Here is an 18903-nt window from a genome sequence, read left to right as displayed (position 1 = left end):
GGGCGCGTCCGGGCATCGCGCGTTAACGGCTTCATGTGACCAGGCCATTTGACACCGGGCCGGGCACTGAAACGCTAGGCTTGGTTACCGACACGGGGTGCCGCGCAAGGGCCGGCTGAGATCCACACCCGTTGAACCTGTCCGGCTAGCACCGGCGAAGGGATGTCTTCCTTGTCTTCAACTACTGTCCTGCCCCCGGCACCTGTACTCAGCCCGGCAGCGCCGGCCCCGGTCCTCCGGGACGTTCCGCGGGTGCTGTCCATCGCAGGGTCCGACCCGTCCGGCGGCGCCGGCATCCAGGCCGACCTGAAAAGCATCGCAGCCCACGGCGGCTACGGGATGGCCGCGATCACCGCGCTGACAGCGCAGAACACTCAGGGCGTCCGCGCGGTGCACGTGCCGCCGGCCGCCTTCCTGGTCCAGCAGTTGGAAGCCGTGAGCGATGACATCACCATTGATGCCGTCAAAATCGGCATGCTGGGCGATGCCGAGGTGGTGGCCGCGGTCCGCAGCTGGCTCGAAAAGGTGCGTCCCGGCGTCGTAGTCCTTGACCCCGTCATGGTGGCTACCAGCGGCGACAGGCTCCTGCAGGCGTCTGCCGAGGCTGCCCTCCGCGGACTGCTCCCGCTGGCGGACCTGATCACGCCCAATCTCGCTGAACTGGCCATGCTGCTCGGAGAGGCCCAGGCCGGCTCCTGGGCAGAAGCGCTGGAACAGGGCCGGCGGTTGGCGGCGGACACCGGCTCCACCATCCTGGTGAAGGGGGGACATCTCGACGGCGCCGCCTGCCCGGATGCCCTCGTCAATACCGGCGGACTGCTTGCCCAGGAAATTGTGGAGGTTCCGGGGGACAGGATCCCCACCCGGAACAGCCACGGGACGGGCTGCTCGCTCTCGTCGGCCATGGCAACGGCACAGGCCCGGCTGGGGGACTGGGAGGCCTCACTGCGGCACGTCAAGCCCTGGCTGGCAGGTGCCCTGGAGTCCTCGAACGGCCTGGACGTCGGTGCGGGAAACGGTCCCGTCCACCACTTCCACCACCTGCAGGCGGCCACAGGGCCTGTCCTGGACCCGTCCCCGCTCGGCGAGGGCGGCTTCGCCGAGCTCCTCCGTGCGGAGGCCACCGCAGACCTCGCCGCCATCTATGAGCTCGAGTTCATCCGGAACCTCGTGGCAGGAAGCCTGCCCGAAAAGCAGTTCGCCTACTACCTGGCCCAGGATGCCATCTACCTCAATGGGTACTCAAGGGTGCTGGCACGGGCCAGCGCCTTGGCCCCCACCGAAGCCGCACAGCTGTTTTGGGCCCGATCAGCCCAGCAATGCCTGGAGGTTGAATCGGAGCTGCATCGGACCTGGCTCAGTACGCGAACCGTGGAGCCCGTCCTCGGTCCTGTCACGAAGTCGTATGTGGACCACCTGCTGGCCGCCTCCGCATCGGGCAGTTACGCGGTGCTGGTGGCAGCGGTCCTGCCCTGCTTCTGGCTCTACGCCGAAGTCGGACAGACCCTCCACGCGCAATTCCTTGCCGCGGGCGCCCCGGCGGACCACCCGTACGCCGAGTGGCTGCGGACGTACGCCGACGAGGACTTCGCGCAGGCCACCCGTGCAGCTATTGCCCTGGCCGACGAAGCCGGACGCCGGGGCTCGGAGGACGAGCGTGCTGCCATGGTCGTCGCTTTCAACCAGTCGTGCCGTTTCGAAGTTGATTTCTTCGACGCGCCGCGGCTGCACGCCTGACGCTCCCCGGCCCATCCAGCCGGTACGATAGTCGGGCACGGTTCCGGATTGTCAGTGGTGCGCACGTTTGTGGCGCTTATCACGGACAGCCCGCCGGAACCAGCCTCATTTGCGGCCGAAGGCAAAATTAGCGTATTCTAGATCTTCGGTGCTTACGCCAACACTTGGGTTACGACCCCACGGCGTTGAGGCACAGCGAGAGCCCAGCCAAATATAGGCCCAGGTTCCGCACGCAAATCTAGTAATAAACGTCGAGAGAAGTGAGTTCCCAAGTGGTGTACGCGATTGTCCGCGCAGGCGGCCGCCAAGAGAAGGTTTCCGTTGGAGACTTCGTTACCCTGAACCGCGTCCCCGGTGGAGCCGGCAGCACCATTCAGCTGCCCGCACTGCTCCTGGTAGACGGTGACAAGGTCACCTCCGCCGCTGCGGACCTGGCCAAGGTAACTGTTACGGCTGAGATCCTCAATGACCTCCGTGGTCCGAAGATCGTCATCCAGAAGTTCAAGAACAAGACCGGTTACAAGAAGCGCCAGGGTCACCGTCAGGAACTGACCAAGGTCAAGATCACTGGTATCAAGTAACCTTCGTTACTGTTCAGGTTTTCAGCAGATTCCCCAGAATTTAGAGGCAGGCATTTCAAATGGCACATAAAAAAGGCGCGAGCTCCACTCGCAACGGTCGTGACTCCAACGCCCAGTACCTCGGCGTCAAGCGCTTCGGCGGCCAGGTAGTTTCCGCAGGCGAAATCATCGTCCGCCAGCGTGGCACCCACTTCCACCCGGGCGCCGGCGTAGGCCGTGGCGGCGACGACACCCTGTTCGCACTGACCCCGGGCGCCGTTGAATTCGGCACCCGCCGCGGTCGCCGCGTTGTCAACATCGTTGCTGCTGCAGCTGCAGAGTAACTCATAGTTCTGAAGCGGTGGAGCGGGCCATTTGGTCCGCTCCACTGTTCTTTTAACCGCATTACAATCGTCTTGGCGCTTTGCAGCGTCCAGGAAACAGCACTGAGGAGATCCACGTGGCGAGCTTTGTAGACCGGGTAGTACTGCACGTATCCGGCGGTACCGGCGGCCACGGCTGTGTCTCCGTCCACCGCGAGAAGTTCAAGCCCCTGGGCGGGCCCGACGGCGGCAACGGCGGCGACGGCGGCGACGTCATCCTCCGCGTGGACCACCAGACAACCACCCTGCTGGACTATCACCACGCCCCGCACCGGCACGCCACCAACGGCGGACCCGGCATGGGGGACTGGCGCGGCGGCAAAAACGGTGAAACCCTCATCCTCCCCGTCCCGGACGGCACCGTGGTCAAGTCCAAGGACGGCACCGTTTTGGCGGACCTCGTCGGCGAAGGAACGGAATACGTCGCGGCGGCCGGCGGCCAAGGCGGCCTCGGCAACGCCGCGCTCTCCTCCCAGAAGCGGCGTGCGCCCGGCTTCGCGCTGCTGGGCATCGAAGGTGAGTCCAGCGACGTCGTGCTGGAGCTGAAGTCCATTGCGGACATCGCCCTGGTTGGCTTCCCGTCCGCCGGCAAGTCGAGCCTGATCGCCGCCATGTCCGCGGCGCGGCCCAAGATCGCCGACTACCCTTTCACCACCCTGATCCCCAACCTCGGCGTGGTCCAGGCAGGCGATGTCCGCTTCACCATTGCCGACGTCCCCGGCCTGATTGAAGGCGCGTCCGAGGGCAAGGGCCTGGGCCACCACTTCCTGCGGCACGTGGAACGCTGCGCCGCGCTGGTGCACGTCCTGGACTGCGGAACCCTCGAATCGGACCGTGATCCCCTCTCCGACCTCGCCGTCATCGAGGCGGAACTGGAGAAGTACGCCGTCGATATGAGCTACGCCGGGCAGGACGGTGAAGTGGTCCCGCTGAACCACCGCCCCCGCCTGGTTGCCCTAAACAAGGTGGACCTCCCGGACGGCAAGGACATGGCGGAATTTGTCCGGCCTGAACTTGAATCCCGCGGCTACCGCGTCTTCGAAATTTCCGCCACCAGCCACGAAGGCCTGCGCCAACTGGGCTTCGCCATGGCTGAAATCGTTAAGGCCGCCCGCGACTCCCTTGCTGCCGCGCCGCCGAAGGTCCAGCCGGTTGTGCTCAAGCCCCGGGCCGTCAACGAGTCCGGCTTTAAGATCCGCCGTGAAGAGAAGAACCTCGAGCCGCTGTTCCGCGTCCTGGGCGAAAAGCCGGTGCGCTGGGTCAAGCAGACCGACTTTACCAACGAGGAAGCCATCGGCTACCTTGCGGACCGCCTGGCCAAGCTCGGTGTCGAAAACGAATTGTTCAAGCAGGGCGCCAAGCCCGGCGACACCGTGGTGATCGGCGAGGACGACGGCGTCGTCTTCGACTGGGAGCCCACCATGATGGCCGGCGCGGAGCTTCTGGCATCGCCCCGCGGCACGGACGTCCGCTTCGCCGACATCGGCGACCGCCCTACACGCGGCCAGAAGCGAGACGAGCAGCAGGAACGCAAGGACGCCAAGGCGGCCGCCCGCGCCGAACTCGAAGCCGAGCGCAAGGCCGGGATCTGGACCGAATCCGTCAGTAGCCGCCGCGTTGCGAAGCCGCTCAAGGAGAGTGGACTGGGCGCAGAAGATGACCAGTAGCGCCGCCACCACTGTGCCCGCCCGGGGCATCGCGGACAGGAGCATGCTCTCGGGCGCGCGCCGGATCGTTGTCAAAGTCGGTTCGTCGTCGCTGACCAGTATTAAGGGAGGCATCTCCGAGGAGTCGCTGACCGGACTCGCCGACGCGCTGGCAGCCAAGCGGAACTCCGGCACCGAGATCATCCTCGTATCCTCTGGTGCCATTGCTGCCGGTCTGGCCCCGCTGGGGCTGGCCAAGCGGCCGCGTGACCTCGCCACGCAGCAAGCTGCGGCGAGTGTCGGCCAAGGCCTGCTCATGGCCCGATACACGCAGGCGTTCGGAGCACACGGGGTCACGGTCAGCCAGGTGCTCCTCACCGCTGATGACCTGATGCGCCGCAGCCAGCACACCAACGCCTTCCGTGCACTGGACAGGCTCCTCAACCTCGGTGTGGTCCCGGTGGTCAACGAAAACGACACCGTCGCCACGCACGAAATCCGCTTCGGCGACAACGACCGCCTCGCCGCCCTCGTCGCGCACCTGGTCCGGGCCGACGCCCTTGTCCTGCTCTCTGACGTCGATTCGCTCTACGACGGACCGCCGTCGCACGGGGCGAAACGGATTCCCCTGGTGGAGGGCCCGCACGACCTCGACGGAGTGACCATCGGCAAGGCAGGCAAAGCCGGCGTTGGCACTGGCGGCATGACCACGAAAGTCGAAGCAGCCACTATCGCCGCCGGGTCCGGCATCCACGCGCTGGTCACCTCCACGGCCAACGCCGCCGCCGCTCTGGCCGGGGAAGACGTAGGCACCTGGTTCACGGTGAACGGCGCCCGCAAGCCCGTCCGCCTCCTGTGGCTGGCACACCTTGCATCGGTCCATGGCCGGCTGATCCTCGACGACGGCGCCGTCAAGGCGGTCCGGCACCGCCGCACATCGCTGCTCCCGGCCGGCATCTCCGGCGTCGACGGCGATTTTGAAGCAGGGGACGCCGTCGAGATGGTCAGCGCGGACGGCACCGTGATTGCGCGCGGACTGGTCAACTACTCAGCTGCCGAATTGCCGCAGATGCTTGGCCGTTCCACTAAGGAACTGGGCAGGGCCCTGGGCCGTGGTTATGACCGTGAAGTTGTTCATGTTGATGACCTGGTGCTTGTCTGAGCCTGACCTCGCCTAAACTTGGAACATGACTGAGGCACTGATCCACAACACCGCTGCGACGTCCGGGGACATCTCTGCTTCCCCCGCTGCTCCTGAGCCCGGCAACCTGCCGCACGCCGCTGCCGTGCCGTTGTCCGTGGAGGACGTCGAAGCCGCGGTCCATGCCATCGCAGACCGCTCACGCCAGGCTGCCCGGAGGATGGCGCGGGCAAACCGTGCGTGGAAGGATCGTGGCCTGCGGGCTATCGGTGCCGCCCTGCTGGAGCGCAGGAATGTGATCCTTGCCGCTAACTCGGAGGACATTGCCGCTGGGAAAGCCAACGGTACCTCCGCTGCCCTGCTGGACCGGCTCACCCTCACGGACGCCCGGATCGATGGACTCGTGGCCGCACTGGAAAAACTCGCCAGCCTGCCCGATCCCGTGGGAAACGTCGTCCGCGGGCAGACCCTTCCCAACGGCCTGCGCCTGCGCCAGATCAACGTTCCCATGGGAGTAGTGGCAGCCATTTATGAGGCTCGCCCCAACGTCACCGTGGACATCGCCGGCCTCGCCCTCAAAAGTGGCAATGCCGTGATCCTGCGCGGCGGAACTGCCGCTGCAGCCACCAACGAGGCCCTCGTCCAGGTCCTGCGCGAAGCCCTGGATTCCGTCGGACTTCCGTCCGACGCCGTGCAAACCGTCGACCAGTACGGCCGCGAAGGCGCCAATGCGCTGATGCGCGCCCGCGGAAAGGTCGACGTCCTGATTCCCCGCGGCGGCCGGGAACTCATCCAGACCGTCGTCACCAACTCCGCGGTGCCCGTCATCGAGACCGGCGAAGGCAACGTCCACATCTTCATCGACGAATCGGCCAGTGAAACCATGGCCGTGGAAATCCTGCTGAACGCCAAGACCCAGCGTCCCAGCGTGTGCAACACCGTGGAGACGCTTTTGGTTCACTCGGGATCCACCGTGCTCCCCGCGGTCGCCGCGGCCCTGCGTGAGGCCGGCGTTACGCTGCACACGGACGAGCGCATCCGGGCGGCACTGCCTGCATCGATTGTGTCCGAGCCGGCCACGGACGAGGACTGGGGCACGGAGTACATGGACCTGGACCTGGCAGTAGCCATGGTGGACAGCCTGGACGAGGCCGTCAAGCACATCCGCACCTGGTCCACGGGCCACACCGAAGCCATCCTCACCAACGATCTCGCCAACGCCGAGCGGTTCATCGCGGAGGTGGACTCCGCGGCAGTCATCGTCAACGCATCCACCCGCTTTACTGATGGCGGCGAACTGGGCCTTGGCGCCGAAGTGGGAATCTCCACCCAAAAGCTGCACGCCCGCGGGCCTATGGGGCTGACCGAGCTCACCACCACCAAGTGGATCGTGCAGGGCGAGGGCCAAGTCCGCGGGTAGCAACGCGGTAACATAGACAGAAGTCCGGAACGGCGGGGATATCCGCTGCCACATCCTTTGAACCCTAGGGGAGAACATGCTGCTCCAGCAGATCGCCACGACCATCGCCGAAGGCGAAGAACACGAACTCGCCCCGCTGTGGGCTGAACCGTGGGTCTTCGGTGTGGCCATTTTCGCCATCCTGCTGGTGTTGATGTTCGTCACGCTGTCCTACTCCAACCTCGGGAACCGCCACACCGCCACGGAAGAGCACGCTGATCCGCACCGCCAGCACCCTAACAAGCACGATCACGGCCAGGGCCACTAACATTTCCCGCATTCTGCGCCATCAAGGTGCCGAAGGGCGGCTGCGGCTGGGCGTGATGGGTGGGACCTTCGATCCGATCCATCACGGCCACTTGGTCGCGGCCAGCGAAGTAGCCGCCAAATTCGGCCTGGACGAGGTGGTGTTCGTCCCCACCGGCCAGCCATGGCAGAAAACGCACAAGCAGGTCAGCCTGCCGGAGCACCGCTACCTGATGACAGTGATCGCTACGGCATCCAACCCGCGTTTCACCGTGAGCCGGGTGGATGTGGACCGGCCCGGTCCAACGTATACCATTGATACCTTGCGTGACCTTCGGACCCAGCGTCCGGACGCCGACCTTTTCTTCATCACCGGCGCCGACGCCTTGGCGCAGATCCTGTCGTGGAAAGACATCGACGAGCTCTGGTCGCTGGCACATTTTGTTGGGGTAACCAGGCCCGGGCACGTGCTGGACGGCATGGGACGGAAGGACGTCAGTCTCCTGGAGGTCCCGGCCATGGCCATCTCCTCCACGGACTGCCGCGCCAGGGTAGCCCAGCACAACCCTGTCTGGTACCTCGTGCCGGACGGAGTGGTTCAGTACATCGCCAAATATGGACTGTATGCCGAGGGCGCCGCCAATGGTGAACCAACTACCAAAACAGACGAACCAGCCAGTACTGAATGAGTTCTCAATGAGTCAGGAACAGCCCCCCGTCCGCAGCCGCCGTGAACTTCGGCGGGCCAGAGATGAGAAGCAGGCTAACGGATCCACCGGTCCGGGCCAGGTTTCGCCTGCCTCTAAACAACCTCCGGCAAGCCCCGCAGCTGACCATGCACAGGCACAGCGCTCCTCGCAGATCAGGGCACGGGACAGGGCGGCCCTGCGCACCATCAAGGAACTCGAAGAGAAAGAGGGACAGCTCGCGGCCGGCGGACCGCCCACCCGCCGGCAGCTGCGGCTCCAGCAGCTCAAGGAACAGGCCGTTACCTCTGCCAACCCTGTTGTTGCCCCTGCGCTTCCCGAGTCCGGCCAAAGCGCTGCCTCGAAAACACCTCAACCTGAGGCCGCACCGGTTCCGGCAGCACCACAAGCTGCCGCGTCCCGGAAGTCCCCTGCTTCGCCTGACAGCCCACGTATCCCGGATGGCATGAGCGTTGAACAGGCGTTGGCGGCCAGGTCCCTGATCGCCGAACAGGCCAAGAACCAGTTGGCCAAAATGGAACACATCGCCTCCCTGGACCCGGAGGCTGTGGACCCGGAAATCCTTGCTGAGCAGATTGCTTTGGCCGAGCGTGCGGCTGTACTGAACCGCCGCGCCATGGCCAAGCAGAAACTGGCAGAACAGGCAGCCCCGCCGGCTCAGGACGCCCCGCCCCGCCCCGCCCCTTCCGCGGCAAGCAACCTCGCCATGGTCACGCCGCTGGAGTTCGTCAAGGTACCGGGCATTGACCGTCCCGTTATGAAGCCGCCGGCGACGTCCTATGTCCCGGTCGTCACCAATCCGGGACCCACACTCCAGCCATCAGCCGGCAAGGGCCGCCGTCCGGCTGATGCCCCGCGGACAGCCGACGACGCCGACGCCCCTGGTGCAAGTGGCCGCTCACGAGTGATCGCACGCGCAGAGGCCGCAGCCAAGGCTTCCACCCGGCCAAAGCCGGTGATCTTCACCCCGGCTGAAGCGGCCGGGCAGTCGGAAGATCTTTTTGATGACCTGCCACGGATACCGGCAAGTTCGGCGTACGGACTGGAGCCGCTGGACGCGGCAACAGCAGGGCTCGCCCGTGCCAAGAGGATGCGTGTCATTCAGTATTGCGTCCTGGCCTTCGGAATCCTCGCCCTGGTCTCCGGGATCATGCTTATTATCAGCGGCATCACGCGCTGACCTGGCTGCGGCCACCAATTATCGTTTTTGAAAACTACAAGGAGTCCCGTGACTGCATCAAATTCATCCATCGCCACAGCCCGCCACGCAGCCAAAGCGGCCGCGGACAAGATAGCCCAGGACATCGTGGCCTTGGATGTCAGTGAGCGCCTGGCATTGGCCGACGTGTTCCTCATTGCTTCCGCACCGAGTGAACGCCAGGTCAACGCCATCGTTGACGGTATTGAAGAGGAACTGTCCAAGCAGGACCTCCGCCCCGTCCGTCGTGAAGGACGTTCCGGCGGCCGGTGGGTGCTGTTGGACTACTCCGACATCGTCATCCACGTCCAGCACGAGGAAGACCGTGTTTTCTACGCCCTGGAGCGGCTGTGGAAGGACTGCCCGGTGGTGGACCTCCAGTTGGGCGATGACACCTCCGCCAAGGCTGCCGCTGCTTCCGAGGCGGAGTAGGCGCTTCGCGAAAACGCCGGGAGCAGCACTGGCAGGCCGAATATGCCCGATTTGGAATTTTCGGAAATGCTGTTCTAAGATATTTGAGTTGCTTCGGGGGAAACGCTGGAGCAATGAAGAAATCTGGGGCTGTGGCGCAGCTGGTAGCGCACCTGCATGGCATGCAGGGGGTCAGGGGTTCGAGTCCCCTCAGCTCCACCATATTGACCTTATTCGAACCATCGACAGAGTCGATGCCATTGAGTAAGTCCTCAGCAGATACGAAAAGGGAACCACCAGATCTGGTGGTTCCCTTTTCTGTGCCGCTGTGGGCCGCTTGGAAGGCTTGTGCGCGACCAAGGGCGTCCGCGCGGGCAGCGCCAGCACGGAGTGCTTGGTGGCCTGCGTGAGCGGCAGCCAGCGTGGCAATCGGTTCAGCCAGAAGCGTCCCAGGCATTTCTTCGTCTTCGACGAGGACTTTGACGAAGACTGCTTGGTTGAGCTGGCGGCGCTCTTGGTCGCTGGCTGCCTGGTACAGGGCTTCCGGAGCGGTCAGTAGGTCCAGGTAGGTTTCGAGATGGCGGGCTCCTGCTTCCAGATTGGATTCGACGCTGTTGAGCTGCTCGCGGACTCTGGTGCGCTGGCGCTCGATGTCGGTCAGTCGCGTGCGGATCTTGTCCTTGGCTATAGTGCCGTCGGCGGCGAGATCGAGCAGGTTCTCTTCTTTGGCGTCGCAGTCCTGTAGCGTCGGTTAGCGGCGCTAACCTCAGACCTTGGAGGTAGGAGATCACCATGACCGAACAAGCACTCGCCGAGACCTATCTCAGGATGCTCAACACTCACGACGCGGACTTGGTCGACGAGTTCGTAGCCGTGGACTACATCAATCACAACGCAGTAGTGGCCGATGGGCGTGAAGCCAACCGGAAATTCTGGACCGCGTTCTTCATGGGTGTGCCGGACCTGACGGCCATCATGGATGATCTGGTTATTGCGGGCGACCGTGTCGTCGGTCGCTTCGTGTCCGCGGCACGCACACCGGGGACCTCCTGGGCATCCCGGCTAGCGGCAAGCAGATAGAAATGCGCAGCATCGACATCTGGCGTGTCAGAGATGGCCTGTTCGTCGAGCACTGGGACGAGCTGAACCTTATGGAGGTGTTCCAGCAGGTGGGCGTGCTGCCGCCTCTCGGTGGAACCATCGAGGGCCTGTCATGATCCTCCTGGCACAGCTCACCGCGCTCCTCGCGGTCATGGGCGTGGGGTTGTGTACGGCACCGACGCCTTCGGCGCGCTTGTCCAGCGGCCGGCGCTCGCCCGGGTCGACGACGTAGCGCTGACCGCGGTGATGGGCAACGTGCATCGATACGGTGACCGGCGGATGCCCGTGCCGGGCGTCGTTGGCCTCGTCGCCGCCGCGGCCGCAGGGATGCTCGCCACGTTCGGCGGCAATCCTGCCCAAGCTGTCACCGCGGGAGTGGCCGTTGTTTTGCTGGTCGTCTGGACGGTGCTCTATGCGCGAATCAGCGCGCCGATCAACCGCATCCTAACCGCCGCAGTCGACAATCACGAGACGCCGGCCAATGCCCGGGCGCTCCAAACCGGCTGGGACCGCATCATTGTGCTCCGCGCCACTCTACAGGGTCTGGCCATCCTCGCTCTCGGTGCCAGCCTCATCATCAGTTGACCCGCCCATGGTCGTACGCGATCGAGTAGAAACGCCGCGCGCCGGGGTGGGCCTGCCGGCTCATCTGGCCAGGGAGACGAGTCACTTTGACAACCTCTGCCAACTTCACATCGCGCACGGCAAACAACCTTCGAATGGCGTCCGATCGAATGCCTCAATGATGGTACATGTTTTCAAGACATGGATGTCATGCTCTGGAGAGCGAAGGAAACAACGACGTCCGGAATGTCTTGAACACGGTGACCAACCGGGGAAACGCGGGTGTGGACCTGAGATCCATGTCGGACGGCAGTGACCCCGCAACAATATCGGGCCGGCTGATGCTGAACATGCTCGCGACCTGGGCTGAGTACGAGCCGGTGTTGATCGTAGAACGCGTGAACGCCGGCATCGCCACAGCTAGAAAAGGCGGAACCAGATTCGCCAGCCACTAGCCGATCCGGACGTAATGGCCGACACCCTCCGCGCCGTAACGGAAGCCCGCGCGAAGGGCCGCACTGCCGAAGTGGCGGGTACGTCTCGTCGCGTGGAGCCGGGCAACTCTCTACAGCCACAAGCCGGCCCTCACTGTTACGAGAAACCGCAATGCTGTAGCTGCGACAGGGATGGCAGCGAGCCGTGGCGGATTCTTCGATTGCACGTCGAAGACAAGATCTCCATCGCTGGCACCAGCTATTCCAGGGAGGCGGGATCGGGGCATTAGACGCCTGTGCTCGTGTTGACGCGGGGACGCGTCCAACGCCGGCCGAGACGATGGTGTTCATCTAACGGCGCTCGGACGAAACCGTGCCCAACGCCTGTCAGCTCTACCCTGTCTCGCCCGTCACCGACGCCCGGTAGCGGCACGCTCCCTTACCCAGTTACAGGTGGCAGCTCCGCTTGAGGATCTGTGTCGTGAGCTTACGGGCCAGCATCTGTGCCCGCCGGCCATCCAGCAAGGTCGTGAAAACTCCGCTCGTCGGCTCGAAAAAGCGCAACATCGTAATCCACCAGCATCTGCGGGACGAAACCCGGAGCGACACCCATCCGCCGCACCCCCCTTTGGTAGAAACCACAGACCAGATGCGCGTTTTTGCATCTACTGCGAGCCAAGTTAAACGCCTGTGAGGATTGGGGTGGCTGGTCTGGGATTGGCTGGCAGAGTAAGTGCAGGCCGTTCCACCCTGGCGGTCGTGACTCATTAAACGCTTGGCCCCGGCTCTTTCTGGGTGTCCTGTTATCGACATGTCCGTCTGCTGGGTGGCGCGGCCGGCACCTGCCCGGCCCACCTCGGTGACTTGATCAGAAGATTGTCCGCTCCGTACGGGGCGTGGCTCGTCACAGTGCTGTTCCGAAGTGACCTCTACCCGGACTGGTACCGGCCCGTAACGGCCTGACCATATCCGCGAAATGAGGAAGGTGCCAGAACCGCTATGACTATCGTTGCCCATTCCCATCCGTTTGTCGTGGGTGTCGACACCCACGCCCGGAAGCACGTCTTCGCCATCATCGCCGTGCCAAGCGGCGAACGGATCGACAACCGGGATTTCCCAGCGACGGGCGCCGGGATCAACCGCGCTATAGCTTGGGTCGCTCGTCGCACCGAAGCCGATCTAGCCACTCTTTGGGTGATCGAGGGCGCCGCTTCTTATGGTGCCGTGCTGGCCGGGGCTGTCGCAGCCGCCGGTTACCAGGTCGCCGAAGCCACGCGCATGGATGCCCTGCCGCGTCGTGGGGTTGGAAAGTCGGATCCGTTGGACGCGCACCGGATCGCTTCTGCGGTCCTTGCCTTGGAAGAGGACAAGTTGCGCCGGCCACGGTTGAACGACGGGGTCCGCGCGGCCTTGCGGGTCCTGGTCTGTGCACGTCAGTCGATGACAACCGACCGGACCAGGACCGTGAATGCGTTGACCGCACTGCTCCGGACGAATGATTTGGGGTTGGATGCGCGCAGCTCGTTGACCGGGAGTCAGATACTGGAGGTGTCGCGCTGGCGGGCCCGTGAAGAACCTCTTGCGGTGTCGGTGGCCCGTTCCGAAGCCGTTAGGCTCGCTAAGCGCATCGGCGACCTTGATGCTGAAATCAAAGCAAACGGCTCCCGGATCACCGAACTGGTTGAGGTAAGCGAAGCCGCGCCCCTGCTGCAGGAAGCCGGCTTCGGACCAGTCACGACAGCCATTTGTCTCACCGCTTGGTCTCATCAGGGCCGAGTACGGTCCGAGGCAGCTTTCGCCTCCCTGGCCGGAGTCAACCCCATTCCCGCTTCATCCGGAAATACCGTCCGTCACAGGCTCAACCGCGGAGGCGGCAGGACCCTCAATAAAGCACTGCACATGATTGCTCTAACAAGGATGGCATTCGATCCAGAAACCATCGCATACGTAGCCAAACGGAAGGCAGAAGGTCTAACCAAGAAGGAGATCCGTCGGTGCGTGAAACGCTACCGCGCCCGACGGATCTACCGCACGCTTAATGCCAACTGCCTCAAGCCATCGCTACGTTGACAACCATAGAAGAGTCGATACTGGACCTTACGTCTCGCTGAATCGTGATCCTACGAGGACCACTTTTCCGTAATCGCAGCGGTCGGCATCCGCCAATTGTCCAGTGAGCTTTGGATAATTCCTGCCCGAGCCAGACGAGCGTGAGTCACAGCGCGTTTTCCCGACACGCGGTTGCCGTGTCGCATGCTGTGGTGACTCGCAGAAGACTTGCATAGACCATGTGCCCTGACAGCAGTAAGTTAGTGCGGCTAACCAGTTGCGTTGTGGTGGAACTGAAGGCGGGAAAAATCAAACCCGAGCAGCCGAATATGCGCAGCTGCTCATGATCTCGGGAAACTCAACTTCTACATTGCCCTCGTCGACGATGCACTCCGCCGCGAACACCACACCGAAACCATCGGCGGCATCCTCACGTCTGGCAACGAGTGATTGCGGTTGCCGCTGCCTTCTCGCCCAAGGTGGCCACTGGCCCGGCAGCCGTGACGTGAGGGACATAACTCGAGCCGACCTCTTCCGGCTATTTTCCGTTCTTTGTCATCCTCGCTCCCGCCGCAGAATGACGAAAAGCGGACCATCGTAACCGGGTGACACGTACATGGTGCTCAGTGGCACCCAACCCAGGATGTTGTTATTGGGCACAGTGTCCAACCCGGCGTCGGGGTGTTGTAGGCGTTCAAACGCGTGAGTACGGTCACAGGTGCAGGGCCAACAGCCCGCGCATCAGGACCATCGAAGATTCGGGTCCTCATAGGTCGAGACAAAAGGGTGCGTGAACTTTGCGTGTAGATGAGTTGAACCTTTCCACAAGCGGACAGGATTCGGAGATGATAGGGGACACTCAGCTCATTCAGCTGGTCAGCCCTGCAGGTGATCGGGTGGGACATCCGGACTTCGATCGGTGGGTACAGGACGTCTCCGACGTGCAGCTTGCTTCGCTGTACGAAGACATGATTGTCATCCGCCGGATCGATACGGAAGCCACCTATCTCCAGCGGCAGGGGGAACTCGCCCTCTGGCCGCCGCTTCTTGGCCAGGAGGCCGCACAGATTGGATCGGCTCGGGCGCTACGGAGCGACGATTTCGTCTTTTCCAGCTACCGGGAGAATGGCGTCGCCTATTGCAGGGGAGTAGATTACGGGGGCATCGTCCGAGTGTGGCGTGGCAATGCACACTCGGGATGGAATCCCTTTGAAGTGAATATGGCTACACCCCAAGTCATTATCGGCGCTCAAACACTGCACGCAACCGGCTACGCCATGGGCATCAAGAACGACGGCGCGGACTCTGTCGCCGTTGCTTACTTCGGCGACGGCGCGACAAGCCAAGGCGATGTAAACGAGGCGATGGTGTTCGCTGCCAGTTTCCAGGTGCCCGTGATTTTCTTCTGCCAGAACAACCATTGGGCGATCTCAGAACCTGTAGGGCTTCAGTCGCAGATTCCCATCGCATCCCGGGCAACCGGATTCGGCATCCCGTCCCTGCGAGTGGACGGCAACGACGTCCTGGCAGTTATGGCCGCCACGCGTGTCGCCCTGCACCGGGCTCGAACCGGAGGCGGCCCGACATTTATCGAGGCAGTCACGTATCGCATGGGCCCACACACCACCGCTGATGACCCAAGCCGCTACCGAGACGCAAACGAACTCGAGATCTGGGCGGCCAGAGACCCAATTGCCCGGGTGGCAGCCCTCCTGGAAAACGAAGGGATGTTCACGCCGGAACTTGAGGCTTCCGTCGCTGCCAAGGCGGACGCCGTTGCCAAGGAAATGCGTGAAGCCTGCATCAACATGCCGGACCCCTTACCTATGGATGTTTTTGCCCATGTGTACAGCACGCCAAATTCGTCACTGGATGTGCAGAAGGAACACTACGCCCGATACCTCGACTCCTTCCCGGTTGACAGCAGTGAAGGGATAGACCGATGAGCACCATGACCTTCAGCCGAGCCATCAACGCCGGCCTGCGCAGGGCCTTGGAGAACGACCCAAAGGTCGTACTCATGGGAGAAGACATCGGTAAACTGGGCGGCGTATTTCGAGTAACCGATGGACTGCAGAAAGACTTCGGCAGTCATCGGGTCATCGATACGCCCCTTGCGGAAGCCGGAATCATGGGCAGCGCCGTTGGCCTCGCCTATCGGGGCTACCGCCCCGTTGTCGAGATTCAATTTGACGGGTTCATTTACCCAGCGTTCGACCAGATCGTGTGCCAGGTAGCCAAGCTGCACTATCGGACGCAGGGCAAAGTCAGGATGCCCATCACCATCCGGGTGCCCTTCGGCGGGGGGATAGGCTCGCCGGAACATCATTCCGAGTCCCCGGAGGCGTACTTCACGCACACCTCCGGGCTGCGCGTCATCAGCGTCTCCAACCCGCAGGAGGCCTACAGCATGATCCAGCAGGCCGTCGCCTCCGATGATCCAGTGCTTTACTTCGAGCCCAAGCGGCGCTACCACGACAAGGGCGAGGTGGACGAGTCCCTCGACCTGAGCACTGCGCCGTCCATGGAAAAGGCCCGCGTCGTCACCGAGGGCAAGGACGTCACACTGGTGGCGTACGGTCCGTTGGTCAAGACCGCCCGCGACGCCGCTCTAGCGGCCGCGGACGAAGGCGTCTCGGTCGAGGTCATCGACCTCCGCTCGCTGGCCCCGCTGGACTTCGCCACCCTTGAGGCCTCGGTCCGGAAGACCGGCCGGCTGGTCATCACGCACGAAGCCGCTCAGTCCGGCGGGCTCGGTGCCGAAGTTACCGCGAGCATCACCGAACGCTGCTTTTACTACCTCGAGGCCGCGCCGGTCCGGGTGACAGGTTTCGACGTCCCGTACCCGTACTCCAAGCTGGAAATGCACCACCTGCCGAGCTTGGACAGGATCCTCGACGGCGTCGACCGTGCCCTGGGCCGCCCCAACTCCCTCAGCGGGGTGGAAGGATGAGCGCCACAATGATCAGGGAATTCAGGCTGCCGGACCTCGGCGAAGGACTGACCGAATCGGAAATCATCGTCTGGAAGGTCGCGGTAGGGGACACCGTCACGCTCAACCAGATCATCGCCGAGGTGGAGACGGCCAAAGCCGTCGTCGAACTGCCCTCGCCGTTCGCCGGCGTGGTCGCAGCCCTGCACGAAGAGCCCGGCACGGTAGTGGAGGTTGGGAAGCCGATCGTCTCCTTTGAGATTGAGGACGACGGGGCCGGGGGTTCCGCGCCTGACGCGGCGGACGCCAAGCGCGAGCCGAACCTGGTGGGCTACGGCGCTGTCCTCGAAGCCTCCGGAAGGCCCGCCCGCCGCGCCCGCACGCTCGCCGCCCTGCGTCCAGAACGAGTTGCCCCGGTGATGGTCGTAGCGCCACTCGTCGATCGTCCGCGGTCCACCCCGCCGGTGCGCAAGCTGGCCAAGGATCTCGGCGTCGACCTCGAGGTTGTGACCGGCACAGGGGAAGATGGGCTCATTACCCGTGACGATGTCCGGAACGTCGTCGGCGGCGGGGACCTGCCGGCGGCCGCCCAGGAACGCGTCGGAACGCAGGCGGAAGCTATCGGGCCCCATACCAAGGGCGAGCGGGAGACCCGCACCCCGATCAAGGGCGTGCGGAAGTTCACGGCCGCCGCCATGGTGGCCAGTGCCTTCACCGCACCGCACGTCACGGAGTTCCTGACCGTTGACGTCACCCCTACGATGGAGCTCCTGGCACGGCTTAAGGCCAGCCGTGTGTTCGCTGGGTACAAGCTGACGCCGCTGACGTTGGTCTCCAAGGCGGTGCTGATCGCGCTGCGGAACCACCCGACGCTCAATGCCCGGTGGGACGAGGCCAGCCAGGAGATCGTCCAGTTCAACTATGTGAATCTGGGCATCGCGGCCGCGACCCCGCGGGGGCTGACGGTTCCGAACATCAAGGACGCGGACCGGTTGTCCCTCCTGGGGCTCTCCACCGCGCTGACGGAACTGACGGACACGGCCCGTGCCGGCAAGACGGGTCCCGGGGCTCTCTCGGGCGGCACGATCTCCATCACGAACATCGGCGTCTTCGGCATTGACGCGGGCACGCCCATCCTGAACCCCGGCGAGGCCGCCATCCTGGCCCTCGGTGCGGTCCGGAAGGTGCCGTGGGAGTACAAGGACGAGGTTGCCTTGCGCATGGTCATGACGCTGAGCCTGTCCTTTGATCACCGCCTGGTCGATGGCGAGCAGGGTTCGCGGTTCCTCCAGGACCTCGGGACCATGCTAGCCGATCCGGGTATGGTCCTCGCGATGGTCTAAGGCACCCCAGACGTTCCGGTGCCCTCAGGGTATTGAAGCCACCGGACGCGTGGACAAGGCATTCACATCGACACTGTGCGAGGCCGGTTCAGGAAGAGTACCGCGGTAGAGAACGCAGCATTTAGTACCAATCAGCATTAGACGTCGTGCCCCACGACTCGGAATGGATACGTATCAGTGGAGACAATTTTCAGCCAGGTAGACGCCGCCAGCGCCGCCTATGCCGCGAACCGCGAGGCCCAGCTCGCGCTGGCCTCCGAGCTCCGGTCCAGGCTGGCTGACGCCGCGTTGGGCGGGCCGGAGAAGTCGCGGGAGCGCCATGTGGGCCGCGGCAAGTTGCTGCCGCGTGAGCGCATCGACCGGCTGCTGGATGATGGCAGCCCGTTCCTGGAGATCGCGCCGCTGGCGGCAAACGGGATGTACAACGATGAGTCGCCCGGTGCCGGGGTCATTGCGGGCATCGGCCTGGTCCATGGCCGCCAGGTGCTGGTGATTTCCAACGACGCCACCGTCAAGGGCGGCACCTACTATCCGATGACGGTGAAGAAGCACCTTCGTGCCCAGGAGATCGCGCTGGAGAACCGGCTGCCGTGCATTTACCTGGTGGATTCGGGCGGGGCGTTCCTTCCGAAGCAGGACGAGGTGTTCCCGGACAAGGAGCATTTCGGCCGGATCTTCTTCAACCAGGCGAAGATGTCTGCCGCGAAGATCCCGCAGATCGCTTCGGTGATGGGTTCGTGCACGGCAGGTGGGGCTTACGTGCCCGCCATGAGCGATGAAACGGTGATCGTCAGGAACCAGGGCACCATTTTCCTGGGTGGTCCGCCGCTGGTGAAGGCGGCTATCGGTGAAACCGTGACCGCGGAGGAGCTCGGCGGCGGTGACGTGCACTCGAAGGTCTCCGGCGTCACGGACCACCTGGCCGAAAATGACGAGCATGCCCTGCAGATCATCCGCGACATCGTGGCCACCCTTCCCAGGCCGGCGGCCCC

At 63.8% G+C, this 18903-nt stretch carries 20 protein-coding genes, 1 tRNA gene and 1 riboswitch; all 21 genes read left to right on the top strand.

Going from position 1 to position 18903, the window contains the following annotated elements:
• Nucleotides 1–83 precede the first annotated feature (83 nt).
• Nucleotides 84–180, top strand: a riboswitch (TPP riboswitch).
• Entirely contained in the window at nt 163–1737 is a 1575-nt protein-coding gene (locus V9L17_RS17765; RefSeq protein ID WP_337352325.1) for a bifunctional hydroxymethylpyrimidine kinase/phosphomethylpyrimidine kinase, read from the top strand. (Overlaps the previous riboswitch by 18 nt.)
• Nucleotides 1738–2009: 272 nt before the next feature.
• A complete protein-coding gene (gene rplU / locus V9L17_RS17760; protein WP_066291943.1) occupies nt 2010–2318 on the top strand; it encodes a 50S ribosomal protein L21 in 309 nt (102 codons plus the stop codon).
• A 59-nt stretch (nt 2319–2377) separates the two neighbouring features.
• The gene (gene rpmA / locus V9L17_RS17755) at nt 2378–2641 is read left to right on the top strand and encodes a 50S ribosomal protein L27 (protein WP_009372867.1); all 264 of its coding nucleotides are present in this window, start codon (nt 2378–2380) and stop codon (nt 2639–2641) included.
• A 116-nt stretch (nt 2642–2757) separates the two neighbouring features.
• Nucleotides 2758–4347 (top strand): GTPase ObgE, encoded by a 1590-nt coding sequence (gene obgE / locus V9L17_RS17750; RefSeq protein WP_337348202.1) that lies wholly within the window; start codon nt 2758–2760, stop codon nt 4345–4347.
• A 43-nt stretch (nt 4348–4390) separates the two neighbouring features.
• Nucleotides 4391–5488: a glutamate 5-kinase gene (gene proB / locus V9L17_RS17745; protein ID WP_376046729.1), complete on the top strand. Its 1098-nt coding sequence runs from the start codon at nt 4391–4393 to the stop codon at nt 5486–5488.
• Between the two features lie 25 nt (nt 5489–5513).
• Nucleotides 5514–6887 carry a glutamate-5-semialdehyde dehydrogenase gene (locus tag V9L17_RS17740; protein ID WP_337352323.1) on the top strand — a complete coding sequence of 458 codons (1374 nt, stop codon included), beginning with the start codon at nt 5514–5516 and terminating at the stop codon, nt 6885–6887.
• A 76-nt stretch (nt 6888–6963) separates the two neighbouring features.
• Nucleotides 6964–7194 carry a hypothetical protein gene (locus tag V9L17_RS17735; protein ID WP_337348199.1) on the top strand — a complete coding sequence of 77 codons (231 nt, stop codon included), beginning with the start codon at nt 6964–6966 and terminating at the stop codon, nt 7192–7194.
• 40 nt (nt 7195–7234) lie between these two features.
• A complete protein-coding gene (nadD, locus tag V9L17_RS17730) occupies nt 7235–7861 on the top strand; it encodes a nicotinate-nucleotide adenylyltransferase (RefSeq protein WP_337348228.1) in 627 nt (208 codons plus the stop codon).
• Between the two features lie 7 nt (nt 7862–7868).
• On the top strand, nt 7869–9059 hold the full coding sequence (locus tag V9L17_RS17725; protein ID WP_337352322.1) for a hypothetical protein: 1191 nt from the start codon (nt 7869–7871) through the stop codon (nt 9057–9059).
• A gap of 48 nt (nt 9060–9107) precedes the next feature.
• The gene (gene rsfS, locus V9L17_RS17720; RefSeq protein WP_337348197.1) at nt 9108–9509 is read left to right on the top strand and encodes a ribosome silencing factor; all 402 of its coding nucleotides are present in this window, start codon (nt 9108–9110) and stop codon (nt 9507–9509) included.
• A 125-nt stretch (nt 9510–9634) separates the two neighbouring features.
• Nucleotides 9635–9710 (top strand) — tRNA-Ala (locus V9L17_RS17715).
• 355 nt (nt 9711–10065) lie between these two features.
• Nucleotides 10066–10233, top strand: coding sequence for a hypothetical protein (locus tag V9L17_RS17710; RefSeq protein ID WP_337352321.1), 168 nt, complete (start codon nt 10066–10068; stop codon nt 10231–10233).
• A gap of 47 nt (nt 10234–10280) precedes the next feature.
• Nucleotides 10281–10568, top strand: a complete 288-nt coding sequence (locus tag V9L17_RS17705) for an ester cyclase (RefSeq protein ID WP_337352320.1) — start codon at nt 10281–10283, stop codon at nt 10566–10568.
• A 2-nt stretch (nt 10569–10570) separates the two neighbouring features.
• Nucleotides 10571–10705 (top strand): hypothetical protein, encoded by a 135-nt coding sequence (locus tag V9L17_RS17700; protein ID WP_443198049.1) that lies wholly within the window; start codon nt 10571–10573, stop codon nt 10703–10705.
• Nucleotides 10706–10754: 49 nt separating this feature from the next.
• The gene (locus V9L17_RS17695; RefSeq protein ID WP_337352319.1) at nt 10755–11174 is read left to right on the top strand and encodes a DUF1772 domain-containing protein; all 420 of its coding nucleotides are present in this window, start codon (nt 10755–10757) and stop codon (nt 11172–11174) included.
• Nucleotides 11175–11341: 167 nt separating this feature from the next.
• Entirely contained in the window at nt 11342–11608 is a 267-nt protein-coding gene (locus V9L17_RS17690; RefSeq protein WP_337352318.1) for a recombinase family protein, read from the top strand.
• Nucleotides 11609–12586: 978 nt separating this feature from the next.
• A complete protein-coding gene (locus V9L17_RS17685; RefSeq protein ID WP_337352317.1) occupies nt 12587–13657 on the top strand; it encodes an IS110 family transposase in 1071 nt (356 codons plus the stop codon).
• An 824-nt stretch (nt 13658–14481) separates the two neighbouring features.
• Nucleotides 14482–15582: a pyruvate dehydrogenase (acetyl-transferring) E1 component subunit alpha gene (gene pdhA, locus V9L17_RS17680; protein WP_337352407.1), complete on the top strand. Its 1101-nt coding sequence runs from the start codon at nt 14482–14484 to the stop codon at nt 15580–15582.
• Nucleotides 15579–16589, top strand: coding sequence for an alpha-ketoacid dehydrogenase subunit beta (locus V9L17_RS17675; RefSeq protein WP_337352316.1), 1011 nt, complete (start codon nt 15579–15581; stop codon nt 16587–16589). The genes pdhA and V9L17_RS17675 overlap by 4 nt, the downstream gene beginning before the upstream one ends.
• Nucleotides 16586–17911, top strand: coding sequence for a dihydrolipoamide acetyltransferase family protein (locus V9L17_RS17670; protein WP_337352315.1), 1326 nt, complete (start codon nt 16586–16588; stop codon nt 17909–17911). The genes V9L17_RS17675 and V9L17_RS17670 overlap by 4 nt, the downstream gene beginning before the upstream one ends.
• A gap of 177 nt (nt 17912–18088) precedes the next feature.
• Nucleotides 18089–18903 (top strand): carboxyl transferase domain-containing protein (locus V9L17_RS17665; RefSeq protein WP_337352314.1); only part of this gene is annotated, 815 nt, incomplete at its 3' end.

Origin of the sequence: Pseudarthrobacter sp. CCNWLW207 (assembly GCF_037203945.1) — a bacterium.
Lineage (GTDB): Bacteria > Actinomycetota > Actinomycetes > Actinomycetales > Micrococcaceae > Arthrobacter.
This window is presented reverse-complemented; position numbering and strand designations above follow the sequence as displayed.